Annotated in this window: 22 protein-coding genes, 1 tRNA gene and 1 CRISPR repeat array; of the genes, 8 read left to right on the plus strand and 15 right to left on the minus strand. The window is 62.1% G+C overall.

Going from position 1 to position 25,864, the window contains the following annotated elements; all coding sequences use genetic code 11:
- Positions 1–47: 47 nt before the first annotated feature.
- From ACZ41T_RS15335 to ACZ41T_RS15355, 5 genes are all read right to left on the minus strand, one after another.
- On the minus strand, positions 48–317 hold the full coding sequence (locus tag ACZ41T_RS15335) for an acylphosphatase (RefSeq protein ID WP_464922222.1): 270 nt from the start codon (positions 315–317) through the stop codon (positions 48–50).
- Between the two features lie 18 nt (positions 318–335).
- Entirely contained in the window at positions 336–2,393 is a 2,058-nt protein-coding gene (metG, locus tag ACZ41T_RS15340; protein ID WP_464922223.1) for a methionine--tRNA ligase, read from the minus strand.
- Between the two features lie 51 nt (positions 2,394–2,444).
- On the minus strand, positions 2,445–3,047 hold the full coding sequence (locus tag ACZ41T_RS15345; RefSeq protein ID WP_464922224.1) for a DUF924 family protein: 603 nt from the start codon (positions 3,045–3,047) through the stop codon (positions 2,445–2,447).
- Position 3,048: 1 nt separating this feature from the next.
- On the minus strand, positions 3,049–3,300 hold the full coding sequence (locus ACZ41T_RS15350) for a CDGSH iron-sulfur domain-containing protein (protein WP_464922225.1): 252 nt from the start codon (positions 3,298–3,300) through the stop codon (positions 3,049–3,051).
- A gap of 243 nt (positions 3,301–3,543) precedes the next feature.
- Positions 3,544–3,828: an HU family DNA-binding protein gene (locus tag ACZ41T_RS15355; RefSeq protein WP_464922226.1), complete on the minus strand. Its 285-nt coding sequence runs from the start codon at positions 3,826–3,828 to the stop codon at positions 3,544–3,546.
- A gap of 630 nt (positions 3,829–4,458) precedes the next feature.
- Between ACZ41T_RS15355 and ACZ41T_RS15360 the strand changes: the two genes are divergently transcribed.
- From ACZ41T_RS15360 to ACZ41T_RS15370, 3 genes are all read left to right on the plus strand, one after another.
- The gene (locus tag ACZ41T_RS15360) at positions 4,459–4,851 is read left to right on the plus strand and encodes an HIT family protein (protein ID WP_464922227.1); all 393 of its coding nucleotides are present in this window, start codon (positions 4,459–4,461) and stop codon (positions 4,849–4,851) included.
- A gap of 253 nt (positions 4,852–5,104) precedes the next feature.
- Positions 5,105–7,093, plus strand: a complete 1,989-nt coding sequence (locus ACZ41T_RS15365; RefSeq protein ID WP_464922228.1) for a BCCT family transporter — start codon at positions 5,105–5,107, stop codon at positions 7,091–7,093.
- A 35-nt stretch (positions 7,094–7,128) separates the two neighbouring features.
- Positions 7,129–8,304 (plus strand): hypothetical protein, encoded by a 1,176-nt coding sequence (locus ACZ41T_RS15370; RefSeq protein ID WP_464922229.1) that lies wholly within the window; start codon positions 7,129–7,131, stop codon positions 8,302–8,304.
- A gap of 30 nt (positions 8,305–8,334) precedes the next feature.
- Here the strand turns inward: ACZ41T_RS15370 and ACZ41T_RS15375 are convergent, their stop codons facing one another.
- The 4 genes from ACZ41T_RS15375 to ACZ41T_RS15390 all read right to left on the minus strand — a co-directional run bounded on the left by ACZ41T_RS15375 (position 8,335) and on the right by ACZ41T_RS15390 (position 11,646).
- Positions 8,335–9,591: an MFS transporter gene (locus tag ACZ41T_RS15375; RefSeq protein WP_464922230.1), complete on the minus strand. Its 1,257-nt coding sequence runs from the start codon at positions 9,589–9,591 to the stop codon at positions 8,335–8,337.
- 166 nt (positions 9,592–9,757) lie between these two features.
- Positions 9,758–9,834: transfer RNA gene (locus ACZ41T_RS15380), tRNA-Pro, on the minus strand.
- A 68-nt stretch (positions 9,835–9,902) separates the two neighbouring features.
- Positions 9,903–10,871: an octaprenyl diphosphate synthase gene (gene ispB, locus ACZ41T_RS15385; protein ID WP_464922231.1), complete on the minus strand. Its 969-nt coding sequence runs from the start codon at positions 10,869–10,871 to the stop codon at positions 9,903–9,905.
- Positions 10,872–10,926: 55 nt separating this feature from the next.
- On the minus strand, positions 10,927–11,646 hold the full coding sequence (locus ACZ41T_RS15390; RefSeq protein ID WP_464922232.1) for a transposase: 720 nt from the start codon (positions 11,644–11,646) through the stop codon (positions 10,927–10,929).
- Between the two features lie 242 nt (positions 11,647–11,888).
- On the opposite strand from ACZ41T_RS15390, the gene hemN reads away from it, so the two are divergent.
- The 3 genes from hemN to ACZ41T_RS15405 all read left to right on the plus strand — a co-directional run bounded on the left by hemN (position 11,889) and on the right by ACZ41T_RS15405 (position 14,118).
- Positions 11,889–13,259: an oxygen-independent coproporphyrinogen III oxidase gene (hemN, locus tag ACZ41T_RS15395; protein WP_464922233.1), complete on the plus strand. Its 1,371-nt coding sequence runs from the start codon at positions 11,889–11,891 to the stop codon at positions 13,257–13,259.
- 192 nt (positions 13,260–13,451) lie between these two features.
- Complete coding sequence (locus ACZ41T_RS15400; RefSeq protein WP_464922234.1) at positions 13,452–13,718, plus strand: addiction module protein; 267 nt, start codon at positions 13,452–13,454, stop codon at positions 13,716–13,718.
- Positions 13,702–14,118, plus strand: a complete 417-nt coding sequence (locus ACZ41T_RS15405) for a type II toxin-antitoxin system RelE/ParE family toxin (protein ID WP_464922235.1) — start codon at positions 13,702–13,704, stop codon at positions 14,116–14,118. The genes ACZ41T_RS15400 and ACZ41T_RS15405 overlap by 17 nt, the downstream gene beginning before the upstream one ends.
- Positions 14,119–14,172: 54 nt before the next feature.
- Positions 14,173–19,675: direct repeats of the CRISPR family, unit length 37 nt; unit sequence GTTTCAATCCGCGCCCGGCCGTGAGGCCGGGCGATGC.
- 178 nt (positions 19,676–19,853) lie between these two features.
- Here the strand turns inward: ACZ41T_RS15405 and cas2 are convergent.
- The 3 genes from cas2 to cas4 are packed head-to-tail and all read right to left on the minus strand — an operon-like array spanning position 19,854 to position 21,728.
- Positions 19,854–20,144: a CRISPR-associated endonuclease Cas2 gene (cas2, locus tag ACZ41T_RS15410; protein ID WP_464922236.1), complete on the minus strand. Its 291-nt coding sequence runs from the start codon at positions 20,142–20,144 to the stop codon at positions 19,854–19,856.
- A 5-nt stretch (positions 20,145–20,149) separates the two neighbouring features.
- The gene (cas1c, locus tag ACZ41T_RS15415; protein WP_464922237.1) at positions 20,150–21,154 is read right to left on the minus strand and encodes a type I-C CRISPR-associated endonuclease Cas1c; all 1,005 of its coding nucleotides are present in this window, start codon (positions 21,152–21,154) and stop codon (positions 20,150–20,152) included.
- 31 nt (positions 21,155–21,185) lie between these two features.
- Positions 21,186–21,728, minus strand: coding sequence for a CRISPR-associated protein Cas4 (gene cas4 / locus ACZ41T_RS15420; protein ID WP_464922238.1), 543 nt, complete (start codon positions 21,726–21,728; stop codon positions 21,186–21,188).
- Positions 21,729–21,866: 138 nt separating this feature from the next.
- On the opposite strand from cas4, the gene ACZ41T_RS15425 reads away from it, so the two are divergent.
- On the plus strand, positions 21,867–22,103 hold the full coding sequence (locus ACZ41T_RS15425; protein ID WP_464922239.1) for an addiction module protein: 237 nt from the start codon (positions 21,867–21,869) through the stop codon (positions 22,101–22,103).
- A complete protein-coding gene (locus ACZ41T_RS15430; RefSeq protein ID WP_464922240.1) occupies positions 22,100–22,393 on the plus strand; it encodes a type II toxin-antitoxin system RelE/ParE family toxin in 294 nt (97 codons plus the stop codon). Before ACZ41T_RS15425 ends, ACZ41T_RS15430 begins: the two co-directional genes overlap by 4 nt.
- An 11-nt stretch (positions 22,394–22,404) precedes the next feature.
- Here ACZ41T_RS15430 and cas7c read toward each other — a convergent pair whose 3' ends face one another.
- Genes cas7c through cas5c form a run of 3 tightly spaced genes read right to left on the minus strand, consistent with a single transcriptional unit; the run spans position 22,405 to position 25,861 of the window.
- Positions 22,405–23,391, minus strand: coding sequence for a type I-C CRISPR-associated protein Cas7/Csd2 (gene cas7c / locus ACZ41T_RS15435; RefSeq protein WP_464922241.1), 987 nt, complete (start codon positions 23,389–23,391; stop codon positions 22,405–22,407).
- 12 nt (positions 23,392–23,403) lie between these two features.
- Positions 23,404–25,128 (minus strand): type I-C CRISPR-associated protein Cas8c/Csd1, encoded by a 1,725-nt coding sequence (gene cas8c, locus ACZ41T_RS15440; protein WP_464922242.1) that lies wholly within the window; start codon positions 25,126–25,128, stop codon positions 23,404–23,406.
- On the minus strand, positions 25,121–25,861 hold the full coding sequence (gene cas5c, locus ACZ41T_RS15445) for a type I-C CRISPR-associated protein Cas5c (RefSeq protein ID WP_464922243.1): 741 nt from the start codon (positions 25,859–25,861) through the stop codon (positions 25,121–25,123). The genes cas8c and cas5c overlap by 8 nt, the downstream gene beginning before the upstream one ends.
- Positions 25,862–25,864: the final 3 nt, after the last annotated feature.

Below are 25,864 nucleotides of genomic sequence, written 5' to 3' on the forward strand. Positions count from 1 at the left end.
TGGCCTCCGCAAGCCCCCCACCGCTGCAGCATGCGCCCCTGCGCCCTTTAGTCGATCCGCTTCTCGAAAGCCCGGTAATGTCCTGTGGCCCCGGTCAAAGTGATGCCATCCACCCGCGCCATGAGCGGGCCGCTGCGTGCCCATGCAATGAGCGCGTCGACGGCTTCAGCCGGACCCTGTACCACGGCTTCCACCGCGCCATCGGGCGTGTTTCGCACCCAGCCCGCGACACCCAGCCGCTCGGCCTTGCGCCGCATCGATTCGCGAAACCATACGCCCTGCACGCGGCCCTTGATAAGCAGGCGCTGCGTCTTCATGCCAGTATCATTTCAGGTTCACTTCACCTTCATGCCCGGCTGCGCGCCGCTGTCCGGCGACAGGATAAACAGGCCGGGCGCATCGCCCGAAGCCGCCAGCACCATGCCCTCGCTCATGCCGAATTTCATCTTGCGTGGCGCCAGGTTGGCGACCATCACGGTGAGCCGGCCCACCAGCGCTTCCGGCGCATAGGCCGACTTGATGCCGGCGAACACCTGGCGCGTGCCGAGTTCTCCGACGTCGAGCGTCAGCCGCAGCAGCTTGTCGGCGCCTTCGACGTGTTCCGCGTTGGCGATGCGCGCAATGCGCAGGTCGATCTTGGCGAAGTCGTCGATGCCGACGGTTTCGGACATCGGCATGGCGGCCGCCGGCTGCGCGGCATGCGCCTGCGCTTCGGCGTGGCGCACCGGCGCGGAGGGAGGGATGGGTTCAAGATTCTGTTTGTTGGCGTCTACCATGGCTTCGATTGCTTTTGGGTCGATACGGGTCATCAGGTGGCTGTATGCGTTGATGCGGTGGCGGATGAACAGGCTCTGGGAATCCTCCCAGGCCAGCGGCGGAATGTCGAGGAAGGCCTCGACCTCGCCGGCGAGTTTCGGCAGCACCGGCTTCAGGTACAGGGTCAGCAGGCGGAAGCAGTTGAGCGCGACCGTGCAGACCTCATGCAGTCGATACACCGCCTCGGGCTTCTTCGCCAGTTCCCAGGGCTTTTCGTCGGCCACGTACTGGTTGGCGCGGTCGGCCAGCGCCATGATTTCTCTTAAAGCTTTGGCATAATCGCGTGCCTCGTAGTGCGTGGCGATGGTGTTTGCTGCGGCCTGGAAATCGCCGATCAGTTCGAGGTTCGCCACGCCGTCGGCGAGCTTGCCGTCGAAATTCTTGTGGATGAAGCCGGCGGTGCGGCTGGCGATATTGATGAACTTGCCGACCAGGTCGGAATTCACCCGCGCGACGAAATCGTCGAGGTTGAGATCGATGTCTTCCATCGAGCCGTTGAGCTTGGCGGCGTAGTAGTAGCGCAGCCACTCGGGATTGAGCTTCTGCGCAAGGTAGCTGCCGGCGGTGATGAAGGTGCCGCGCGATTTCGACATCTTCTGCCCGTTCACCGTCAGGAAGCCGTGCGCGTACACCGCGGTCGGCAGGCGGTGGCCGGAAAATTTGAGCATCGCCGGCCAGAACAAAGCATGGAAATACAGGATGTCCTTGCCGATGAAATGCACCAGTTCGGACTTGGCATCCGCCCCCCACCAGGCGTCGAAATCGAGGCCGGTGTCCTTGGCGTATTTGGCAAAGCTCGCCATGTAGCCCACCGGCGCATCCAGCCACACGTAGAAATATTTGCCCGGCGCGTCGGGGATCTCGAAGCCGAAGTAGGGCGCGTCGCGGCTGATGTCCCAGTTGTTGAGACCCGAGGCGAACCACTCCTGCATCTTGTTGGCGGCCTCGTCCTGCAGCGCGCCCGACTTGGTCCACTCGCGCAGGAAGGCCTCGCAGTCGCCGAGCTTGAAGAAGTAATGCTCGGAATCCTTGTGCACCGGCGTCGCCCCCGACACCGCCGACACCGGGTTCTTCAGCTCGGTCGGACTGTAGGTCGCGCCGCACACCTCGCAGTTGTCGCCGTACTGATCCAAAGCACCGCACCTGGGGCATTCGCCCTTGATGAAGCGGTCAGGCAGGAACAGGTTTTTTACCGGGTCGTACAGCTGGGCGATGGTCTTTTTTTCGATCAGGCCGGCTTCCTGCAGCCGCAGGTAGATTTTTGACGCCAGCTCGCGGTTCTCGTCGGAATGCGTCGAGTAGTAATGGTCGAAGCCGATATGAAAGCCGGCGAAGTCGCGCGTGTGCTCATCCCACACGCGCTGGATCAGCGCTTCCGGCGTGATGCCTTCCTTTTCCGCGCGCAGCATGATCGCGGTGCCGTGGGTGTCGTCGGCGCATATGTAGTGGCAGTCGTGACCGCGCATTTTCTGGAAGCGCACCCAGACGTCGGTCTGGATGTATTCGACCAGGTGGCCGAGGTGGATGCTGCCGTTGGCGTAGGGCAGGGCGGAGGTGACGAGGATCTGGCGGGACATGGAAAAAGCCGGGCGAATACCCAAGGGCACAAGAAGCCGGCATTTTACCGGCTAGAAGCGCGAGCCGGGCTGCTTGAGAAATTCGATTTCGTCGGCAGTGCTCGGGCGCCCGAGTAATTCATTGCGGTGCGGGAAACGGCCGAAGCGGGCCACGACATCTCGATGCTTGCGTGCGTAATCGAGGAAACCATCGAACAGCCGACGCTCGGCGGCAGGCGCTTCGGTGACGAGTTTCTCGTACAGCGCGACGGACAGGTCCTGCATCTCGATCGATTCGGCGTGTTCCAGCGGCAGGTAGACAAACACCCGCTCGAGCGGACTGAGGTGCGCATCCTCGCCGCGCCGGATCATTTCCATGGCAAGCGCCAGCGATCGCGCATCGTAGGCAAACGACTGGCCGTGGTCGCGGTGGATGTGATGCGGAAACTGGTCCAGCACCACAATCAGCGCCAGCCGTTCGCGCGGACTTGCGGCCCAGCCATCGAGTTCGCCCTTGCCAGCCGCGACGAGCATTTCGGCAAAGCGCGCAATCACGATCTGATCGTTGGCAGCGGACTTGGCGAACCACAGCGGGCGCTGACGCGCGGCGACATCCGCCGCCGGACCCGGCGCACCGAACCAGAAATCGAGCACCGCATCCGGCGTGGCGATCATCTCAGAAAATATCGTCGGGCAGGTCGTTATGCGAGCCGTCGCAGAACGGCTTGTCCTGGGTGTGCTTGCAGTTGCACAGCCACACCGTGGTCTTTTCCGCGATGACGATCGACACCGGTTCCATGTCGGTACCTTCGTGCGAGCCGTCGCAGAACGGTTGCGTCATCGAGCGGCCGCACGAGCACCACCAGTATTCACCGGGTTCGAGTTCGAGTTCGGCAGGATTACGGTCATACACAACGGGTTCGGACATGAGGACTCCTGCGCAAATGCGCCATTCTAGCCGCATCGACCGCTTTGAAATCCTTACGGGTTTTGTGTCAATTCAGGCAGCGAACCATGTCGTGGGCGCACGATTTCTGCATGCGATATTGCATCGCTTCAAAATCGCGGCTGCATTTATTTGTGATCGATGGAAGGGAGTTACACCGGGCACTGCCGCATGAGCCGTGCCCGGCCAGGCTTTCCCGTTGCTACGGGAAGCTTAAGGGCAAGCTTATTTCTTGACGCCGTTCACCACAGCCTTGAGCGTTGCGCCCGGCTTGAATGCGGGAACCTTGGCGGCCTTGATCTTCAGTTCTTCGCCGGTCTTGGGGTTGCGGCCCATGCGTGCGGCACGCTTGCGCACCTCGAATGTGCCAAAGCCGACCAGCGTCAGCGAGTCGCCCTTTTTCAGGGTGCCCGAGATGATGTCGATCAGCGCGCCGACGGCACGCTCGGCATCCGCCTTGGTGGATTCGGTCTTGGCGGCCAGTGCGTCGACGAGTTCTTTTCTGTTCATGTTTAAAGCTCCTTGGTGAATGAGGGGGTGAATGGAGGGAAACCCGGTTCGGATTATTGTTGAAGAAACCACTTGCTGGCAATGCCCCAATTTCCGTGCCTTCAGGGCAGTGTAGCCAATTTTGTCGATGCCGGGCAGTGACACCTTACCCGAATCCCGCCCCGGTTGGATACGCAGCGATTCATTCCTCGTCAGGGTGGGTGCCGAGAAGCAATCCATAATGCTTTTTGAATCAATTGCTTACCAGTCGCTTCCGAAGCGCCAGTCTTGGCTGGCCCGAAGGCCGTGCGGCATCGCATGCTGCGGCTTTGCAGGCTTTGTCAGCTTCGGATGAGGTGCCACGACTTCTTTTTGCGCTGGATGCCGGCATGCCCCCGAAACCCGAAATTCCGCCCTGGCAGAAACCGGTGCCGCCTGAAAGCCCGCCACCGCATGAGTTAAACTCGGTACGACAGCAAGGAAAGCGCCCAGCATGACACCCGATCTCACTGCAGCAATGCATCGCCATCGGATGGAACGCGCATGTGCATCCGCTTCGCCCGCAACCCGCACCCTTTTCAAAGCAGCATGCGCGCCGGGATCGCCGGACCATCACCGATTTTCCGTAAACAACACGAGCACGCCCAAGGCATGACCGCACTCACCAGCAAACCCTGTCCCTTTTGCCACCTCGACCCTAACCGCATCATGGCCGAGGACGATTTGACCGTCGTCTACCGCGACGGCTTTCCCGTCTCGCTCGGCCACAGCGTCATCATCCCGCGCCGCCACTTCGCCACCCTGTTCGACGCCACCGAAGCCGAGCAGGCCGCGCTGTTGAAGGCACTGGCGCACGCCAGGGACCTCCTCGACAAGTACCATCAGCCGGACGGCTACAACATCGGCATCAACCACGGCCAGGCCGGCGGCCAGAGCGTGCCGCACCTGCATATTCATTTGATTCCCCGCTACCGGGGCGACAAGGAAGACCCGCGCGGCGGCGTGCGGTGGGTGCTGCCGGACAAAGCGAAGTACTGGGCGTGAGCAACTGGCGGCGCGCTGGATTACAGCGCCTCGACGGATATGACAGAAAGGTGGTCGGGGCGAGAGGATTCGAACCTCCGACTCATCCGTCTCGAACGACAATCAAGTCTCTAAAACAGATCCTGATGAGTTTTAGCACCCTATAGGGATAAGGATCTGTGCGGCGCGCTCCAAGGCGACATGTCCTACACTGGGCAATGCGGTCTTCATCGCGCGCGTCCACGCCTATAGACCCGACTGCCAAGGGAGCCCGATGTCTGAATCGACCGAAGAACGCACGTCGCCCTGGCGGGTCCAGATCAATCCGCCGGTTTTTATCCTGTCGGGCGTTTTTACCTTGGTGTTCGTCGGACTGGCGGTACTCTATCCCGACGCCGCAGAAGGACTCTTCACGGCCACGCAGGACTGGGTCACGCATTCGGCGGGCTGGTTTTATGTACTCTCCGTGGCGGGCTTTCTGGTGTTCGCGGTGGCGCTGGCGGTCTCGGGCTACGGGCGCATCAAGCTCGGCCCCGACCACAGCGAACCCGATTACAGTTACCTGTCCTGGTTTGCCATGCTGTTTTCGGCGGGCATGGGCATCGGCCTGATGTTCTTCGGCGTCGCCGAACCGGTCATGCATTTTGTCAGTCCGCCGGTCGGTACTGGCGAGACGGCTGCGGCGGCGCGCAACGCCATGCGGATCACGATGTTCCATTGGGGGGTGCATGCCTGGGCGATTTACGCGGTGGTGGCCTTGTCGCTCGCCTACTTCGCCTACCGGCACAACCTGCCGCTGAAAATCCGCTCGGCGTTCTATCCGTTCATCGGCGAGCGGATTTATGGTCCGATCGGCCACGCGGTCGATATCTTCGCCGTGCTCGGCACCTTGTTTGGCGTGGCGACGTCACTCGGTTTAGGCGTGATGCAGGTGAACGCGGGCTTGAACTATCTGTTCGATGTGCCCGCTACCGTCGGCGTCCAGATCATCCTGATCGCGGTGATCACGTCGATCGCGACGCTATCGGTGGCGCTGGGCCTGGACGCCGGCATACGACGCCTCTCCGTGCTCAACGTCGTGCTCGCGGCGCTGCTGTTGCTGTTCGTCCTGGTGACCGGGCCGACAGTGTTCCTGCTGCAGACGCTGGTCCAGAACACCGGCACGTATCTGTCGAATCTGTTTAGCATGACCTTCAATCTGTATGCCTACGAACCAACGACCTGGATCGGCGGCTGGACCTTGTTCTACTGGGGCTGGTGGATCGCCTGGTCGCCCTTCGTCGGCATGTTCATCGCGCGCGTCTCGCGCGGCCGGACTATCCGCGAATTCGTCGTCGGCGTGTTGCTCGTGCCGGTAGGATTCACTTTCATGTGGCTGACGTTTTTTGGCGACACCGCGCTCCACATGATCATGATCCAGCACATTGGCGACCTCGCCGATGCGGTGGCGGCGGATACCTCGGTTGCCCTGTTCAAGTTCCTCGAGTACTTGCCGTTTTCCGGCATCACCTCGCTGCTGGCGACGCTGCTGGTAGTCACGTTCTTCGTGACCTCATCGGACTCGGGATCGCTGGTGGTCGACATGCTGACCTCGAGCGGGGAAGAGGAATCGCCGGTATGGCAGCGCGTCTTCTGGGCAGTGGTGGAAGGCGTGGTCGCAGCCGCGCTGTTGCTTGCCGGGGGGCTGCAGGCATTGCAGACCGCGACGATCGCCAGCGCACTGCCGTTCACGGTGATCATCATCCTGATGTGCTGGGGGCTCGTCAGGGCGCTGCGCATCGAGTCGGTCAAGCGCCTGAGTCTGCGCCGGGCGGGGGTGGCATCGAGGGGACCGCAGGCAGGCCAGAGCTGGCAAAGCCGCTTGCACAATGTGATCCACCAGCCGAGTCGCACCGAGGTCGACCGCTTCGTCCGGGAGGTGGTCAAACCGGCCCTGGGCGAAGTGGTCGCCGAATTGAAGCGACAGGACAGGGACGCGCGCACCGGCGAAGACGAACAAGGCCGGGCCTGGATTGAAGTGGGCCACGGCGACGAGATCGACTTTTTCTATTCGGTCCATCCGCGGCCCTATGAAGCGCCCTCATTCGTGTTGCGCGACACCCGGGCTCGCCGCGTCGAGGCGCTGAAATATTACCGTGCAGAGGTCCATCTGCGCGAAGGCGGACAGGACTACGACATCATGGGATGGAGCGCCGACGAGGTGATCCACGATGTCCTCGATCAGTACGAACGACACATGCATTTTTTACAGGCGGTCCGATGAGCGGCGCGAGCAGATCGACGCTCCAGGGAGACCCAATGCCGACATCCACCGTGCGGTTTGCTTACCTGCGCGACGCCCTGTTATCCGCGCTATTGGTCAGCGTTACCCTGGCGGACGGCGCCTGGGCGATTGATATCGGCAACGGTTTTCGGCTCGGTGGCGCGCTGCGCTACAACTACGCCTACAAGGACTGGGATCCCAAATACGACGGCACGGGTCTGGTCGATTTCGATACCGCGCGCATCGATGCCGGCTATGATAGCGGGCCGTGGCTGGCGACGGCCCAGTACCGCTATTACCGTTATCGCGGGGGCGCCGATACGCATTTCCTGCAGCACGCCTGGGTGGGATATCGGTTCAATGACGACACGCAACTGCATGTCGGTTTGAATCCGATTCCCTTCGGCATCACGCCGTTCGCCTCGCACAATTACTTTTTCTCTATGGCGTATTACGTCGGACTGGAAGACAGCTACAACCTGGGCGGCAAATTGATTCATCGCACCGGGCCATGGGATCTGCAACTGGCTTACTACGTCCGCGACGGCGGCCATTGGAGCGGCGACAGCGAAAGCAGCGCCCGTTACACCTTCAACGTCGTCGAGAACGGCGCCGTGCGCAACAGCGAACGCGATACCGTGGTGGGTCGGGCGGCCTATACCTTCGGCAAGGACACACAGCAATCCAGCGAGATCGGCGTGTCGCTGCTGTCCGGGCGCCTGCCGAACGCAACCACCGGCCGCGACGGACATCGCCGCGCGGGGGCGGTGCACTACCGGGGCGATTATGGGCCGTGGGGCGTCATGTTGCAGGCGACGCGCTACGTGAACAGCGTCGAGAACCCGCCGGGTCAGGACCGCAGCGTGGTGATCATGGGTGCGTACGACTTCCCCTATGCGGTGGCGGCGCGCGCCAATCTGTATACCGCCAACCTGAGTTATCGCGTCGGCGAATGGGGTGCGCTACGCGACATCACTGTCTATGCCGACTACAGCATGCTCTCCAAGGATGCCGCCGGATTTCGCGACAGCCAGCAGCAGGTGTATGGCGTGTCCTTTACGCCGATCGACAAGGTGTTTGTCTATGTCGATTATCTGCGGGGCCGCCAGCATCCGTATATCGGCCCCAACTTCAGCACGGGTCTGGCCGCAGGCGGGGCCGACGATTCCTGGCACGACCGCGTCAACGTCAACGCGGGCGTGTATTTCTGATCCGGTACGCCAGCTGCGTTCGCGGAGCGATCAGCGGTTTCCATGCGGGGCTGCGGCGGCCTCGTCCGGCGTATCGGTCAGCAGCACCAGGGCTTCGGGCGACGTCCGCACCATCAGGGTGAACGGCGCATGGTTCTCCATCGGCGTCGGCGGCGCCTGCCGGATGCGCAGCAGTACGAACGTCGCCAACAACAAAAGCGTGACCGCGTAATACACCGGCAGACTGCGCGGTCCGAAGCCCGCGATCAACAGCCCCACGGCCGCAGGGCCCACGGCGGCGCCGATGCCATGCAACAACAGCAGACCGCTAATACCTTCCAGGCTTTCCTCCGGGCGGAGGTGGTCGTTCAAGTGAGCGACGCTGATCGAATAGACGCTGAAGGCGAGTCCGCCGAACAGGAAGCTTGAGACCATGAGGCCGGCCATCGATCCCGGCGCCGCCGCCATCGAGATCAGCGCGAACATCGACGCCGATGCCGCGACCAGCGCCAGCACCCGCCGCCGGTCGACCCGGTCGGACCAGTGTCCGATTGGCCATTGCAGGGCGGCACCGCCCAGTATCGTGGCCGCCATGAAACTCGCGATCCCCGCGGTGTCGAGTCCAACGCGCTGCGCGAACACGGGCCCCATGCCCCAGAACGCGCCGATCACCAGCCCCGACGCAAGCGCGCCGGCGATCGCGGCCGGTGACGTGGCATAGAGAAATCGCAAACCGATGTGGGGTGTCTTGACCGGCAGCGGCTGGGCGATGCTGGTGAAAGCGATGGGTACGAGGCCCAGCGACAGCAGAATGGACGCAACCCCGAACAAGGTGAAACCCGACGGATCTGCCCAGGTGATGAGCACCTGTCCGAACGCGAGTGCGAGCAGGGTGACGGCCATGTAGGCCGCAAACACCTGTCCGCGCCGCGCATTCGGCGTTTGTGCGTTGAGCCAGCTTTCGATGACGGTGTAGATCCCCACGAGACACGCGCCGGTAATCATGCGCAAGATCAACCAGACCGCCGGCTCGATCACGAGGACATGCAGGATCGCCGTGGCGGCGGCGATAGTGGCGAACATGGCGAATGCGCGGATATGTCCGACACGCCGGATCAGCCCCGGGCAAAAGAACGTGCCGGCGAAAAAACCCACGAAGTAGGCGGACATCACCAGCCCGATCACGGGATCCGAGAATCCGGCCAGGCCCGCGCGAAGGGCGAGCAGGGTGCCGAACAGCCCGCTGCCGATGAGCAGGATGCCGATACCGGTCAGCAAGGAAACGATGGGAAATAAGGTGGAAAGCATGTGTGGCGTGCGCGGGAAAAACGACTTCCACTATCGGCCATATCGTGGGATTGATCAAACAGGGCGATCAATCCGGACGACACTGGCGTCTTGCCAGGGCTAGTCATGGCGCGTCCCGTTCGGTTTCCGGTGGCGATGACTTTAATTGTGACGAAAGCCGGAATAGTGGTCGGGGCGAGAGGATTCGAACCTCCGACTCCTGCGTCCCGAACGCAGTACTCTACCAGGCTGAGCTACGCCCCGAGGCAGATGGCGGGTTCAGTGCTGAACCCATTTTGAAGAACTACCGGGAAATTCAAAAAACTGCGCGGTCAAAAACTTCGGTCAACCGCGAAAGCCGCCAATTGTAACAAAGCTGCCTTGGAATTTGAATCCGCCAGGCAAGAAATTGCTGAATTGGCCATCCGGGTTTCACGCTGTGCGGCTTCGCGCGTGTATTGCAGGGCATTGGTGTCCTTGATGGCGGCAAGCACGCTCTGGAATTCGGAGAGGCCGCCGTGTTCGATGGCCTGGCGGATGCTGGCGGCCTGTTCGGCGGTGCCGTGCTTCATCGCGTACAAGAGCGGCAGGGTGGGCTTGCCCTCGGCGAGGTCGTCGCCGATGTTCTTGCCGGTTTTGAGGAAGTCGCCGGAGTAGTCGAGCACGTCGTCGATCAGCTGGAATGCGGTGCCGAGATGCATGCCGTAGCGCGCCAGCGCGTCTTTCTCCTCTTCGGTACCGCCGCCAATGACGGCGCCAATCTGGCCCGCGGCTTCGAACAGCTTGGCGGTCTTGTAGTGGATGACGCGCAGATAGTTCTCTTCGTCGATGTCGGGGTCGTGGCAGTTGAGCAACTGCAGCACTTCGCCTTCGGCGAGGGTGTTGGTGGCGTCGGACAGGATGCGCATGACTTCCATGTTGTCGACCGCCACCATCATCTGGAAGGCGCGCGAATGGAGGAAGTCTCCGACCAGCACGCTGGCGGCGTTGCCGAACAGGGCGTTGGCGGTTTCGCGGCCGCGCCGCAGTTCCGATTCGTCGACCACGTCGTCGTGCAGCAGGGTGGCGGTGTGGATGAATTCAATCACCGCGGCAAGCTCATGATGCGCGCGTCCCGAATAGTTGAAGCAGCCGGCCGACAACAGCACCAGCGCCGGGCGCAGGCGCTTGCCACCGCTGTTGATGATGTATTCGGAGACCTGGCGGATCAGCACCACGTCGGAATACAGGCTTTGGCGGATGACATAATCGACGGCGCGCATGTCGTCTGCCAGAAAGGATTGCAGGCTCTCCAGGGACACGATTCAGGCTGGTTATTGGATAAGCCCGCAATGGTAGCAGTCCCGCCGGGCTTTTTCATCGCAATGCATGTATCCCAAATTCCGCATTCGCCGCAAACTGACCGCACGGCATGCACTGCATGCCAAAGCCGAGTTTGCGTTCCTTGATGCCGTTCTCCGACACGTCGCCGCGCTGGCGATACCAGATCAACGTCGCTTCGGTTGACTCGCGCCGGTTGCTGGCGATGACGTGGTAACGGGGCGCGTCGTCTTCGACCCCGGCCTCAAGCAGTTCAGCCTGCTGCGCCCGCTTGACGACGATCAGGCGGAACGCTTTGCGGGGGCCATTCATGCTGTGCGCGGTCTCAGCCACCATGCTGTCCGCGCAGGGCTTCCAGGCGGATTCGGGGATCGCAGCAATGGCCGCACGGGTTGGGGCATCCAGGCGCGCGCCGATGGCGAAGCTTTGTCCGTGGTCTTTGCAGTGGTTGAAGAGGTCTGCCTGGCAGCCCGCCGAATCAATGCGTACATGCGCAATACGGTGTCCCCTGGGCCGCCGTGCTTCGCAGGCACGGATGAATTCGCGGTTCTGCGTGGCGGGGGCAACGTGGATGACAACCCCTGCTTCAGCCAAATGGCCGACCATGGGCATGTAGCCCACCTCGCCTTTGCAGGTGAAGTGCGCGGTCGTACCGGCCTGGCGGATACGGGTGGCGACGATGCGCCGGTTGATGCGATCAAGGCCGCTCAGCCCCGCGCCCGCACCGGTGCGGCGCAGCCCAGTCGCCGGCGGCATCCGCCGCCGGTGAGCATGAGCACCGGCGGGTTGACGCAGGCCGATGCCGCATAGCCGCGCCCACTGCCGGGCTTTGGCAGAGGTGAGCGTCTCGATAACGGCACTCTATCGAAGATCAAGGCGCGCCGCGGTGCTTACGGGTTCTGGGTGAATTCAATCGCGGAACCTGGGGTTTGGGGCGCGCTGGATTTCAGGTCTGCGCTGTGATAAAAGACACCATTACCTGTTACGAGAGCAGCAAGATGACGCCGACCACCCTGGAACTCCTCCGCAAGTACAGCGTAGCCGGGCCGCGTTATACCTCGTATCCCACCGCGCCGTATTTTCATACCGGTTTTGGCGAAACGGACTGGGCTGAAGCACTGGCCGCGTCGGCGCCCGATCGCGAGCTGTCGCTGTACGCCCACATCCCATTCTGCGATTCGCTTTGCCACTACTGCGGCTGCAACATGGTGGCGACGCGCGACTACAGTAAAACCGTACCCTACCTGGCGGCGCTCGACCGCGAAATGGCGCGCACCGCGCAACGGGTCGACCCCAAGCGCGTGGCGCACCAGCTGCACTGGGGCGGCGGCACCCCGACCTACCTGAATCCCGACGACATCCGCCGCCTGATGGCGAAGATGCGGCAGTATTTCACCGTGGCCCTCGATGCCGAAATCAGCTGCGAAGCCGATCCGCGCGAACTCACGCGCGAGCACCTGCTGGCCTTGCGCGAATGCGGCTTCAACCGCGTGTCGTTCGGCGTGCAGGATATGGACCCGGCCGTGCAGCAGGCGGTCAACCGCGTCCAGTCCGAGGAACTGATCCGGCAGGTGATCGACTGGTCGCGCGAACTGGGTTTTTCCAGCATCAACCTTGACTTGATCGTCGGCCTGCCGAAACAGACCGTCGAAAGCTTCAGCCGCACCCTGGAACGGGTGGTGGCGTGGGCGCCCGACCGGCTGGCAGTATTTGCTTATGCCCACGTGCCGTGGCTGAAAAAGCACCAGCTTCTCATCCGCGACGCCGACCTGCCCGATCTGGCCGCCCGCCTGGGCCTGCAACAGGCGGTGAACGAGGCGCTGGGCGCGGCGGGCTACGTCAACATCGGACTCGACCACTTCGCCCGCCCCGACGACGAACTGGTGCGCGCGCAGCAGAACAAAACGCTGTGGCGCAACTTCCAGGGCTACACCACCCACAAGGACAGCGACATCCTCGCCTTCGGCACGTCCAGCATCAGCCAGACGGCCGACGTCTACATGCAGAACGAAAAGAACCTCAAGCGCTATCAGGAACACGTCGCCGCAACCGGCTTTGCCGTCGAGCGCGGCATCAGGCTCACCCGCGACGACCAGATCCGCCGCGCGGCAATCACCCGCGTGATGTGTGATCTCGAGCTCGATTTCGCTGCGTTCGGCGGCGAATGGGACATCGCGTTCACCGACTACTTCGCCGATGCGCTGACCGATCTGCGCCCGCTGGCCGACGACGGGCTGGTGAATTTTGAAACCGGCAAGGTCAGTGTCACCCCCACGGGACGTCTGTTCCTGCGCAACATCGGCATGTGCTTCGACCGCTATCTCAAGGAAGCCGCCAGCGACAAGCCGCGCTATTCGCGGACAGTCTGACGCGGGTCTCGCTACAAGAGAAGGCTCGCCCCAGGTCTTTGCGGGACGGGTTCTAGTCGAATACCTGTTTTCAGCCCGCACTGGCGCGGACAATAGGCCCAGAGCTGCAGGGCGGAAAGGGGAACCGGATCTGTCTCGGTCATGATGCAAGCGCTACCATTTCAACAAGAAATCATTTCTGGAGGCCATGTCATGGCAGCATTGTTGAAAGAGATTGAAAACCAGGCCTTGCGGCTTTCGCCGCAAGAGCGCGGCGAGTTGATCCACCGCCTGATCATGAGCCTGGAAGGCACACCGGAAGACACGCCCGAGGCCATCGCCCAGGCCTGGGACGAGGAAATTACCCGGCGCGTAGCGGACATGGATGCCGGACGAACGGAATGGATTCCGGCTGACGAAGTCATGGCAAGACTGCGAGCCAAAATCGCCACCGCCAAAAACGATGCTGGTCAGCCTTAGCCGAGAGGCACAGGCCGACGCCAACGAAGCAATTGACTGGTACCTTGGCGAAGCCGCGTTTCTGGCCGCCGACGAATTCACAAACGAACTCGACAAGGCACTTGCCATGCTGACAAGCTTCCCCTCGCTGGGCGGGAAGTCTGCACACAATACCCGCATCGCCCTGCTGCACAATTTTCCATATTCGCTGATCTGTCTCTTGCAGCCCGACACCATCAGAGTTATCGCCATCACCCACCATAGCCGCTGCCCGGGGTATTGGGCGGGACGGCCAGGGTGTTCGGCTTTTTCGTCATCTGTGGTTCATCCCCGCGTGGGCGGGGAACACCGTGACTTTTACGATCTCTACCTTCTACCCCGTAGTCTCTTTGCATCTTCAGGGGTGGTGCCAGCACCATGATCGTTAGGCCGGGCGATGCATCTATGCGGGATGTTTGGCAGTACGCGCACCCGAGTTTCAATCCGCGCCCGGCCGTGAGGCCGGGCGATGCCGTCTGTCCGACCAAGTCCAATTCGAACTCCATCGTTTCAATCCGCGCCCGGCCGTGAGGCCGGGCGATGCCGCCAGCGCGAGAACCTCTTCTGCCTCGTCTAGATCGTTTCAATCCGCGCCCGGCCGTGAGGCCGGGCGATGCCAGCGGCTTGCCCCACATGTTGCGCTCGACGCCCTGGTTTCAATCCGCGCCCGGCCGTGAGGCCGGGCGATGCGACAACATAATTATGTTCTTCGCGAGGTTCTTGGGTTTCAATCCGCGCCCGGCCGTGAGGCCGGGCGATGCCCGGCTTGTATTCCAGCCGCATCAAGGCGACATGGTTTCAATCCGCGCCCGGCCGTGAGGCCGGGCGATGCATATGGGCGCCCCTCTTCGACCACGAAGTGCAACATGTTTCAATCCGCGCCCGGCCGTGAGGCCGGGCGATGCGCTGGTCTTCGTCCAGCAGCCCGTAGGAGTTGTTGTTTCAATCCGCGCCCGGCCGTGAGGCCGGGCGATGCCCGGGTGCTGCTTGCCCCGGTGCATGGGTTGCAGATGTTTCAATCCGCGCCCGGCCGTGAGGCCGGGCGATGCCTGCAGGCGATCGGCATGCAGCAGCCGCTGACGCAGGTTTCAATCCGCGCCCGGCCGTGAGGCCGGGCGATGCGCTGGAGGCGGGCGTGCTGAGCAAGGATCACGACGTTTCAATCCGCGCCCGGCCGTGAGGCCGGGCGATGCGCTGGTGCTGTCTGCCGCATCGCTGGTGGGCATCTTGTTTCAATCCGCGCCCGGCCGTGAGGCCGGGCGATGCGACACATTTCACAGCCGCGATGAACCCTGGGAAGTTTCAATCCGCGCCCGGCCGTGAGGCCGGGCGATGCGCACGGCGATCTATACCTCGATGGCCCTGCGAAAACTGTTTCAATCCGCGCCCGGCCGTGAGGCCGGGCGATGCGTGCGTCGGGGCGGTTGAAGGCGGTATACACCTACCTGTTTCAATCCGCGCCCGGCCGTGAGGCCGGGCGATGCCATGGCCGGGCAGATCCAGGCGCCGGCGGCAAACATGTTTCAATCCGCGCCCGGCCGTGAGGCCGGGCGATGCGCTGAAATCGTGAAGGAGCTTTGATCATGGACATGTTTCAATCCGCGCCCGGCCGTGAGGCCGGGCGATGCTTACAGGTAGGGGAGGGGTCGAGATAGATTTTACGGTTTCAATCCGCGCCCGGCCGTGAGGCCGGGCGATGCTCTATCACGAAGCCGATGGAGTCGGTAAATATTCGTTTCAATCCGCGCCCGGCCGTGAGGCCGGGCGATGCCCGACGGTGGTGATGCAGCCCGAGCCGGTGGTGGTGTTTCAATCCGCGCCCGGCCGTGAGGCCGGGCGATGCATTGAAGTTACGGCACACACCTTCACTTCGTACTCGTTTCAATCCGCGCCCGGCCGTGAGGCCGGGCGATGCCCATCGAGATCCCGCGCGACAGCGACCAGCTCGACGTTTCAATCCGCGCCCGGCCGTGAGGCCGGGCGATGCGGCGTCGCAGGCACCGGAGAGGACGCTTATTACAGAGTTTCAATCCGCGCCCGGCCGTGAGGCCGGGCGATGCGTCTGGCCGGCGGTGCCGGTGTAATGCGTGTAGGTGTTTCAATCCGCGCCCGGCCGTGAGGCCGGGCGATGCGTCGTGGCGGTATGGCAATACTTGAGAACATGCAGTTTCAATCCGCGCCCGGCCGTGAGGCCGGGCGATGCCCTTGGGCTTGATGAAGGCGAGTGGGAAGCAATGGTTTCAATCCGCGCCCGGCCGTGAGGCCGGGCGATGCGGGCAGCATGAACGCCTACGGGCTTCTGGAAGATGTTTCAATCCGCGCCCGGCCGTGAGGCCGGGCGATGCCCAGCGCCAACGCCAAAACCGCCACCGTCGTCGTGTTTCAATCCGCGCCCGGCCGTGAGGCCGGGCGATGCTTCCAGATGCGCGGTGACGGGACCGCTGGCGCTGCGTTTCAATCCGCGCCCGGCCGTGAGGCCGGGCGATGCGTAGCGTTACCGAATACGTTGTCGGGGCAACGTATGTTTCAATCCGCGCCCGGCCGTGAGGCCGGGCGATGCCGCAATACGCTGTGAATTACTTTCTTGCGCAACTCGTTTCAATCCGCGCCCGGCCGTGAGGCCGGGCGATGCGCATCTTTTGCAGCGACCAATAACCCGATGCGAGGTTTCAATCCGCGCCCGGCCGTGAGGCCGGGCGATGCCTGGCGCCGCCCTGCGCAATCGGCTGTAGCAGCGGTTTCAATCCGCGCCCGGCCGTGAGGCCGGGCGATGCGATCGATGAGGCCGACTCGCTGCGCCTGGTGGTGGTTTCAATCCGCGCCCGGCCGTGAGGCCGGGCGATGCGCCATGATTAGGAGGCGTAGCGCACTGCGTCATTGTTTCAATCCGCGCCCGGCCGTGAGGCCGGGCGATGCGGGAATCGCGCGGTTCCGACCGAAAGCGAGCTGCTTGTTTCAATCCGCGCCCGGCCGTGAGGCCGGGCGATGCGCGAAAAACAAAGCAGCGTGGTGCCGCTTGTTTGTTTCAATCCGCGCCCGGCCGTGAGGCCGGGCGATGCCTACCGGCTCCTGAACAAAGGCGTGCTGCGCCTTGCTGTTTCAATCCGCGCCCGGCCGTGAGGCCGGGCGATGCAACAGCGCCTTTACCTGAGAACCTTCCCGACCAACGTTTCAATCCGCGCCCGGCCGTGAGGCCGGGCGATGCATTCATTCATCCGAGTCCGATTGTCTTTGTAATAAGTTTCAATCCGCGCCCGGCCGTGAGGCCGGGCGATGCTAAGGTAACGCGCCGCGCTTCAGCGCGGTCTTGTTGTTTCAATCCGCGCCCGGCCGTGAGGCCGGGCGATGCGTGTACAAATCAACCACAACGAAAGGCAGCAAATGTTTCAATCCGCGCCCGGCCGTGAGGCCGGGCGATGCAGCGCGGCTGACTGCGAATACTGCGGCGGGAATGTTTCAATCCGCGCCCGGCCGTGAGGCCGGGCGATGCGATGCGGCGCGCGCGTTCCTGGCTGAAGTTGCCGAGTTTCAATCCGCGCCCGGCCGTGAGGCCGGGCGATGCGCGTCGGCGTGTCGGACTCGTAGCTGTCCACGAAGGAGTTTCAATCCGCGCCCGGCCGTGAGGCCGGGCGATGCCGTACACCCCGCCAGAATAACTGGCCGTAAATTCGTTTCAATCCGCGCCCGGCCGTGAGGCCGGGCGATGCAACTGCACGGCCACCGGGCCAAGTGCATCCTCAAGTTTCAATCCGCGCCCGGCCGTGAGGCCGGGCGATGCACGGAGCCGCGAGATTACGGGCATCTGCGTGACGTTTCAATCCGCGCCCGGCCGTGAGGCCGGGCGATGCCCCTATTTTGACCATGTGTGCGGGTAACGCTGTGGTTTCAATCCGCGCCCGGCCGTGAGGCCGGGCGATGCTCCTGTCTTTCCCCTTCTGCATGATTTCGTTCTTGTTTCAATCCGCGCCCGGCCGTGAGGCCGGGCGATGCAAGGGTGGGCCAGGCCGGCGGGCGTGGAGATCGAAGTTTCAATCCGCGCCCGGCCGTGAGGCCGGGCGATGCTTTTGCGCTCGACGTGCAATTTACAGAAAAAGGCGAGTTTCAATCCGCGCCCGGCCGTGAGGCCGGGCGATGCGGACGCCTATGGCGAACGCACTACCACATGGACGGTTTCAATCCGCGCCCGGCCGTGAGGCCGGGCGATGCTCGTATGCGGCTTTGCTTGTGCGATGGCTCACGCCGTTTCAATCCGCGCCCGGCCGTGAGGCCGGGCGATGCGTAAATCGCTGATCCCCGGCGACGTGCCGTCGTTGTTTCAATCCGCGCCCGGCCGTGAGGCCGGGCGATGCCCGCGTAATCCCCGATGTCCTTCGCCGACCTCGAGTTTCAATCCGCGCCCGGCCGTGAGGCCGGGCGATGCGCCGACTTTTGAAGGAGAGAACAGTGGGACTTGAGTTTCAATCCGCGCCCGGCCGTGAGGCCGGGCGATGCCAGCAGGTGCCCACGGTGATGCGGATCGAATACACCGTTTCAATCCGCGCCCGGCCGTGAGGCCGGGCGATGCCCTTCACCGTCGCCATCCGGGGCCGCAAGCTCTAGTTTCAATCCGCGCCCGGCCGTGAGGCCGGGCGATGCGTCGTCTGCGTATTCCCATATCATCCGGCCTTTGAAATACTGGTTTCAATCCGCGCCCGGCCGTGAGGCCGGGCGATGCCATCGAGCGGTGTTTGAGGAATGGCAGGTCGAAGCCGTTTCAATCCGCGCCCGGCCGTGAGGCCGGGCGATGCCCAGTTGATCCACGGCGACGGCAACAACCGGGTAGTTTCAATCCGCGCCCGGCCGTGAGGCCGGGCGATGCCGCTGGCCGGGGCCGACCGCATCAACCAGGCCAATGTTTCAATCCGCGCCCGGCCGTGAGGCCGGGCGATGCCTAGATATTGGCCGGGGGTGAATACGCCATCGTTGTTTCAATCCGCGCCCGGCCGTGAGGCCGGGCGATGCGCGCGATCAATCCAGCGTCCCGCCGCCTGATTTTGTTTCAATCCGCGCCCGGCCGTGAGGCCGGGCGATGCTAAGGGGCGCATTTGGCGGCAGGGGCTGCGCCAAGTTTCAATCCGCGCCCGGCCGTGAGGCCGGGCGATGCGCGATGGGTTTTGTTTTCGCTGGCGCATCGCCTTTGGTTTCAATCCGCGCCCGGCCGTGAGGCCGGGCGATGCCGAATGCTGGCATCACCACGCCTGCATGTGAGCAGTTTCAATCCGCGCCCGGCCGTGAGGCCGGGCGATGCGATGAACGCGCGCCCTTGGGACAACTGCATTGCCGTTTCAATCCGCGCCCGGCCGTGAGGCCGGGCGATGCGTCGGCGGTCTGTCCTGCGGTGCCTGTGTAGTGCGTGTTTCAATCCGCGCCCGGCCGTGAGGCCGGGCGATGCGGACGGAGACGGCTACCACATTGGCGCGGAGCATGTTTCAATCCGCGCCCGGCCGTGAGGCCGGGCGATGCGGGGGCGACGCCCGCTCCAGAATTGAAGCGCGAAGAGTTTCAATCCGCGCCCGGCCGTGAGGCCGGGCGATGCAAGCAGCGCAGCGGCCCGACCGGCATGGTTCCACTGTTTCAATCCGCGCCCGGCCGTGAGGCCGGGCGATGCAGAGGGTCTGACTTGCTGCCGCCAGTGGGCTTGATGTTTCAATCCGCGCCCGGCCGTGAGGCCGGGCGATGCGATGCTTGGTTGATGAGATCAAAGGGCTGACCTAATGTTTCAATCCGCGCCCGGCCGTGAGGCCGGGCGATGCGTGTCAGCCCGTCCCGCTTGAATGAATTGTTGGGCACAGTTTCAATCCGCGCCCGGCCGTGAGGCCGGGCGATGCGCGGGGAGATGCTGCCCGAGCCGCTCGAACTCAGTGTTTCAATCCGCGCCCGGCCGTGAGGCCGGGCGATGCTCCGCACATGCAACCTGTTGATTGTTCTGTGCAGCGCCACAAGTTTCCGCGAACCTGCTTTGCGCCGCAACCTGGCGGCGATGTTTTGTGGTGGCTAACCTCTTCAGCTTGTTAAAGAACAATGAGTTACGGCATGCGCGAAGCCGACGGGTTTGTGCCGTTGATGGGGGTTCGCGCGTCATATCACCAAGGGGCCTTCAAAATCGACAGAGCGGAAGCAGCCGTGTTGTTTGACGCGAAGCTCGACTGGCTCGGTGATGCGGTAGAAGCGCAGATTGTCTTTATTCGGATCTATTTCATCCAGTAGTTCGCGCTCAAGTTGTTCGAACTGCATTTCGTCGACTGTGCATTCGAAAACCGATTTTTGTACGCGCTGGCCGACGCGTTCGCAGGCCTTGGCGACGCGTCGCAGGCGCTTGCGCCCGGCGGCGGTTTCTGTGGAAACATCGTAGGTGACGATGATGAGCATGATGCTTATCTGGCCACAAATGGCAGGTAGCTTTCCATTTCGCCGCGCAGGGTCCGCGCGATGAAGCGCGCCTGAATGAAGGGCAGCAAGGCAAACGGCAGTTTGCTTTCGGTGAGCGGGTGGGTGATCTCTTCTTGTTTGCGTTCTTGCCAAGCGGTGACGACGGCGCGGCGGCCTTTGTCGTTGAGCATGACCGCACCGCCTTCGCGCAAGTCGAAGTCGGCCGGGCTAACCTGGCCGCGATTGATGAGGGTGAGCGCCAGTCGGTCGCACAGCACAGCGCGGAACTCCTCCTGCAAATCCAATGCGAGCGCGGCACGGCCGGGGCGCACCGTGTGCAGAAATCCGAGCTGTGGATCGAGCCCGACGGCTTCCAGCGCGGAACGGCAGTCGTTCATGAGCATGGCATAGAGAAAGGAAATCAGCGCGTTGAAACGGTCGAGTGGCGGGCGACGGGTGCGGCCGTTGAGCTGAAAGTGTTCACGCATGGCGGGCTTGACGACGAGGTTGGCGGCAGCGAAGTAGCCACGTGCGGCCTCGCCTTCGACGCCGCGTAGCTCGTCCAACGTGTTTGCAACGGTGGCAGCGCGCAGTGAGGCGGCCAGGTTGTCGGCGGTGCGCGTGAGCCGGGCCGCTTCGGTTTCGCCTGCGGCTTCGCGCGCGCCGCGTTGCAATACACTGCGACTGTTTTTGAGTTTTCCTGCGACCACAGCGCGGGCGAATTCGAGCGTAAAAGCTGCATCGCCTGCCTGTCGGTGCTGAGCCTGGCGCAAAAGGATGTTGCCAGTAACCGGGCCTTCGAGCCTGGCTTTGAAGCGGCCGCTGTCATCCAGCAGCACCAGAGACTTCCCCTCGTCGGCCAAGCGATGCATCAGCGCAGGCGAGACCATGACGTTGCCGAAACAGACCAGCCCGCCCAGATGGTGCAGCGGTACCTGGAGTTTCTTTTCGCGTTCCACGTCGATGCGCACGGTGGCGTTTTCAAGATGGGCGTACGCCTGAGGGGTCATGACGTAGAGTGTGTTCTGGATGGTATGCAATTCATGCCTCCGGGTCGAATAGTCTGCGCTGTTGTTGTCGCTGCCTGGTTTGATCCGCGACGGCTTCAGGCTGGCAGATCTCTTTCAGGGAGCATTCCTTGCATCGGGCGTCGTTGACCGGTGGCGGCAGCACACCCGAGGCGAGCATCGCGCGGATTGCGTTCGCGGTATCGATTACGCGCGCCCTCAGCACTGGTGTGATGACGACCTCCCGCCGCCGATGGCTGCTGGCGTGAAAGATCGCGCCTTTAGGTACCGGGTGCCCGAGCATGTCTTCCAGACACATCGCCTGCGCGGCGAGCTGGAGATCGTCGTTCAACCACTTGCGCTTGGGGCCGTGTTTGTATTCGACCGGGTAAGGCGTGCCATCGGCGAGAAATTCCACTACATCGCATTTCCCGATGAGACCAATGCGATCCGACCAGGCCGGCAAGGCTGTCTCGCTGCGCCGGTCACTGTGGGTTTCGTGATGGATACCATCCACTTTTTCATGTTCGGCATTGCCGCGTGCAGTGTGGATGTTGTTGGTGAACTCACCTTCCATGTGAATTAGTCCACAACGGCGCGGACAGTACGCCCAGTGGTTGAGGGCGGAAAGGGGGACGGGGTCAGGGTTGAACATAGTGGGGCCGTGGCGTATCGTTTGTTCCATGTGCACTAGCCCAACGCAATGGAGACTCCCATGTCATTGACCGCCGAACAAATCAAGGCTGAAGCCATGAAACTCCCGCCCGAAGAACGTGCGGACTTGGCTGACTGGCTTTGGATCAGCGCCACCCCACGTGAAGAGGTAAAGGCTGCCTGGGATGCTGAAATCGCCCGACGCATCTCTGAAATCGACGCGGGCACGGTCGAGCTGATCCCGAGCGAAGAAGTGTTTGCAAGGATAGACGAGAAACTCCGCAAAGCTGGCGCGTGAAGCACGTTTGGCATCCACTGGCCGAAACGGAATTCGATCAGGCACTGGATTACTACGCCGTTCACGCCGGGGCAAACATCAGCAGGAAATTCGCAACCGCTGCCAAACAGACGCTTGGTCTTCTGCACGAACACCCTGCTATTGGCAAGCCTATTCAGTGTCAGGCGCGCAGCATTCCTTTGCATGGATTTCCCTTCGATCTGGTGTACCGGATTTATCCCGGGAAGATCGTCATCATCGCCATTGCCAACCAAAGCCGCCGCCCGGGGTATTGGGTGGGGCGGCAGTGAACCGATTACATCTATCCGTCATGCTTGGCCAAACTGCGCGCAACGTCATCCCACGTCCATAATTCCACCCCGCTGGGCAAATTCCCGGCTAATACTCTGACGTCGTAGTCATCCGCAAAGCTGCGTGCCGCGCCGGTTCTGCCTTGCTTGCGGCCAATTTCGACGACGCGACCGTTATCCAGTAACCGATGCGCCGCTGCACAACCCAGCATGGCCTGTTTCTGGCGTTGTGCTTCGTTGCTGTCCGTGCCGACATGTTTGAAAATGTACAGACCTCGGCAGGTCATCACGCCTTTGCTGGCGGAGCGGTCGTGTTCATACATGGTGGCGAGGGCTTGCCAGAGCAGGGCGAGGTCGTCTTCTGAAAAGCCGGTGCCTTCGGCGAGATGAGCGGAGACGAAACCCTTCATAGCGTAAAGGCCGTAGGGGATGAGCTGCTTTCGCCCCATGGTACGCAGCGTGTCTTCTTCCTGCTCATTTTCCCATTTCTCGATGTCGGCGGCGGTTTTCGTACCTTTCACGTTCTCGGCTATGGCCATACGCGTAATTGAAATATCCATCGGCAAAACAGGATCAATCGAGCGGGCAAAAGAGAACTGCACCGGTCCGCGTACTTGGCCTGCATTTGCGCCTGTGCTCATCACAGCGCCAAAGGTACGCACGTCGTAAAAGTTGGCACACATCCAGTCGCGTGCCTTCTTTACCTTGTCCTTGGTAGCCTTTTCCGGAATGCCGCCGTTGACCTGTTCGTGCGCGAAGGCAATCGGGCGGTTCATATTGGTGGCGTGTTCGACAAAGATTGCGTTGGGTGTGGCGTTGCCTTCGGCCACCTGCACATAGTTGCGAACTCGACGCTTGGTCGCCACGTCGGAAACTAGCCCGTGCATGTCTTCGGGATCGATGCGCGGTGCATTGCCGGCGTCAGGGTCGCCATTGGGGTTGCCGTTCTCGCAGTCGAACAGGAACAGAAATTCGTAGCGGTTAGCGATGATGGCCATGGTGTTATCTCCTTAGTTGGATGGGGTGGATTCGGGTTCGAAAGAGACCTGCTTGCCCGCATTGAGAGAGGCAAGCTGCTGGTAATAACCCAGCGCAAACAGGCTTTGTTCTTCCAGAGTGAGCGTGCGCGGAACGAAGTCGCCGATGCTGCTCATGATCCCGGCGAGCTGGTTTTCATACCACCAGGCCAGACCACCATCGAGCTTGCTCAAGTGATTTTTGGCATTGGCGGCGAGCCGCCCAAGGATGAGGCCGGGCGTTTGTGAGGCTGCGGTGTAATAACGCTGCACGACACCTGCGCCTACGTCCCCCAGGGCAGTGCGTTGCAAGCGGGCGAACAGGGCGATCGCACGGCCACAGTGGTAGGCTGGGTGTGGATGGTCGGGGTTCATATACGGTTTCATGTTGTTGTCTCCTCGGTTGCGAATTAGATAAGCCTTGATGAGCGCCATGCGGGCATGGCTGGCGGGGGTGTCCTGAATGATGTCGATGCGGGTGCGAGTCACAGCCTGGGCGAGTGTGGCGGCAGGGATGAGACCACCACTGATTGCTGCGCGCCAAAGCTGCTGCAACCACGGGCTGGGCAGGTCTTTCAGGTCGCGCACCAGGCTGCCAGCCACGGCCAGAAACTTGGGGTCATGTGCGCATGATTTTCCATCTCGCGCGACGATGGACAAGTCGCGGAACCATGCTTCGGTATGGGCAACCAGTTCCTCGAAGCTGCCTTGCATCACTTCACGCACCATCACTCGCCCTGCCGCACCAGACAGTAGCAGCGACACAAAGCGGGCGTTCGCCAGATCGGCGCGCTGCCCTGTGCGAATGGCGGTGAGCAGTTCATGGGCGTGGTGTTCGGCAGCCCCGGCGGTTTGTTCTGGTGGTTCGACGAACCAGGACATGACTTCGTCTTCAGCATGAATGTCATCTTGACCGGTAAACCAGTAGGTCGCCAGCGTATTGCCCAGCTTGATGTTTTTGTCGGAGATGAGTCGGTTCAGGGTTTCCGCATAAGCGGTGGCGGTGGCTTCCGACATGGCCGCGTTTGCGGCTTGTTCTAGACCGTAAGACTGGAATGCTGCCTTGTCGAAACCAGCCAGCACGTCACCCATGCTCAACCCGCCGACTCCTGCAAGCCCTTTGATCTTGGGGTTGGTTGCTACCGGCTCGATGGCTTCGCCGGTAAGAACGCAACGCATTAACTGACCGCCTCCGACCTTGGGCGGTCGCAGCGAGGCACGGAACCCGCGCCACCAATCGCGCCAATCATCACGTTCCAGTGGGTTGATACCATCTATGATTATCACTGCCGCTTCGGTGAACTTGGCCTTGGCTTGTTTGAGGTCGGTCTGAATGAGCGCGAGAGTCTCAGCATCATCAAGCAGATTGGCGACAGCTTCTAAATAGGTCGCGTCTTGCGCGGCTCGCCGTAGCAAGCCCACAAACCAGTTGTGCTTGGCGAAAAATTTCTCGCGTTCCTTGTCATTGAGTTTTTCGTCGAGGTAGAGCGCGACAGTAGGTAAAGCCTCGACGAGGAAATGCGCGCGTGGCTCCGATCCACCTATCAGTTCGGGTTGCGACAGGTTCGGGCAAGCGTCGAAGCCCCGACCCTTGCCTTCTCCCAGCGAAACCACGCCGGTATATTGGCCGTCCGCCGTGCAGGTGATCGCCCATTTGACGGTTTTGCGGGCGAAGCCGGGTTCACTGACGCCCGCTTGTTGCAATACCAGATCAAGCATGGAAATCCTCCCCGCAGGCTTTCTTTACCGCGTTATCTTCGTAAGCCGGGATATGCATGACCCCAGCCATGACTTGCGCATGAAAGACGCTGATGGCGGGCTTGGCGTGGGCATCGTTTTCCGTGCCCAGGTTGAATACGTCGTAGAGCATGTAGCCCAGATCAAGGTCGAGCGCGATGGGTTGCGTGGCGGCCTCTTCGGTTTGTAACTCGAACCAGGCGGGAAACTCCCGGCATCCGAGGTAGGGCTGATAGAAACATTTGCCGTGGCTGGCGCGGCGGACAAACTGGGCATCCAGCGCATTCAAGTCGGCTTGTGTGCTGCGTACGTGGATATGGGCATGGAGCCGGTAGCGGACATTTTTGAGCGCCATAGTCTGGCGCTGGGTGCGGCCTTTCTGGTCTGTACCCAGTTCATCTTTGCTGCCGTCTGCCCACAGTGGTTGCGGTATTTCCTTGCCGTCTGCCCAGGCGAGCACAGTGGGTGCTGGGGGTGCCTTGTCCTTCACTTCATTGCGCCGCAGCGCCAGGTACTTCGGCGGCGCGAGGATTTCCACTCGTTCCAATTGCCAGTAAAAACCATATGACTTCTTCCAGTAAATAGCGTCGAAAATGCCACGAGCAGCGGAAGGAGTGATGACGGGATAGCTGTAGCGCTCCACCTTCATCTCTGGTCGGGTGAAGCAGGCCAGATCGCCCCAGACTTCCAGACAGTGGGTTTTGCCTCGGTTCATGTT

This window comes from Thiobacillus thiophilus, from assembly GCF_055378705.1.

Coding starts and splice junctions, on each gene's coding strand:
- ACZ41T_RS15335 (WP_464922222.1), bottom strand. CDS start 317: ATGAAGACGCAGCGCCTGCTTATCAAGGGCCGCGTGCAGGGCGTATGG.
- cas2 (WP_464922236.1), bottom strand. CDS start 20,144: ATGCTCATCATCGTCACCTACGATGTTTCCACAGAAACCGCCGCCGGG.
- cas1c (WP_464922237.1), bottom strand. CDS start 21,154: ATGACCCCTCAGGCGTACGCCCATCTTGAAAACGCCACCGTGCGCATC.
- ACZ41T_RS15360 (WP_464922227.1), top strand. CDS start 4,459: ATGACCGCACTCACCAGCAAACCCTGTCCCTTTTGCCACCTCGACCCT.
- cas7c (WP_464922241.1), bottom strand. CDS start 23,391: ATGGCCATCATCGCTAACCGCTACGAATTTCTGTTCCTGTTCGACTGC.
- ACZ41T_RS15400 (WP_464922234.1), top strand. CDS start 13,452: ATGGCAGCATTGTTGAAAGAGATTGAAAACCAGGCCTTGCGGCTTTCG.
- ACZ41T_RS15405 (WP_464922235.1), top strand. CDS start 13,702: ATGCTGGTCAGCCTTAGCCGAGAGGCACAGGCCGACGCCAACGAAGCA.
- hemN (WP_464922233.1), top strand. CDS start 11,889: ATGACGCCGACCACCCTGGAACTCCTCCGCAAGTACAGCGTAGCCGGG.
- ACZ41T_RS15390 (WP_464922232.1), bottom strand. CDS start 11,646: ATGCCGCCGGCGACTGGGCTGCGCCGCACCGGTGCGGGCGCGGGGCTG.
- ACZ41T_RS15365 (WP_464922228.1), top strand. CDS start 5,105: ATGTCTGAATCGACCGAAGAACGCACGTCGCCCTGGCGGGTCCAGATC.
- cas5c (WP_464922243.1), bottom strand. CDS start 25,861: ATGAACCGAGGCAAAACCCACTGTCTGGAAGTCTGGGGCGATCTGGCC.
- ACZ41T_RS15350 (WP_464922225.1), bottom strand. CDS start 3,300: ATGTCCGAACCCGTTGTGTATGACCGTAATCCTGCCGAACTCGAACTC.
- ACZ41T_RS15370 (WP_464922229.1), top strand. CDS start 7,129: ATGCCGACATCCACCGTGCGGTTTGCTTACCTGCGCGACGCCCTGTTA.
- cas8c (WP_464922242.1), bottom strand. CDS start 25,128: ATGCTTGATCTGGTATTGCAACAAGCGGGCGTCAGTGAACCCGGCTTC.
- ACZ41T_RS15425 (WP_464922239.1), top strand. CDS start 21,867: ATGTCATTGACCGCCGAACAAATCAAGGCTGAAGCCATGAAACTCCCG.
- metG (WP_464922223.1), bottom strand. CDS start 2,393: ATGTCCCGCCAGATCCTCGTCACCTCCGCCCTGCCCTACGCCAACGGC.
- ACZ41T_RS15355 (WP_464922226.1), bottom strand. CDS start 3,828: ATGAACAGAAAAGAACTCGTCGACGCACTGGCCGCCAAGACCGAATCC.
- ACZ41T_RS15345 (WP_464922224.1), bottom strand. CDS start 3,047: ATGATCGCCACGCCGGATGCGGTGCTCGATTTCTGGTTCGGTGCGCCG.
- cas4 (WP_464922238.1), bottom strand. CDS start 21,728: ATGGAAGGTGAGTTCACCAACAACATCCACACTGCACGCGGCAATGCC.
- ACZ41T_RS15375 (WP_464922230.1), bottom strand. CDS start 9,591: ATGCTTTCCACCTTATTTCCCATCGTTTCCTTGCTGACCGGTATCGGC.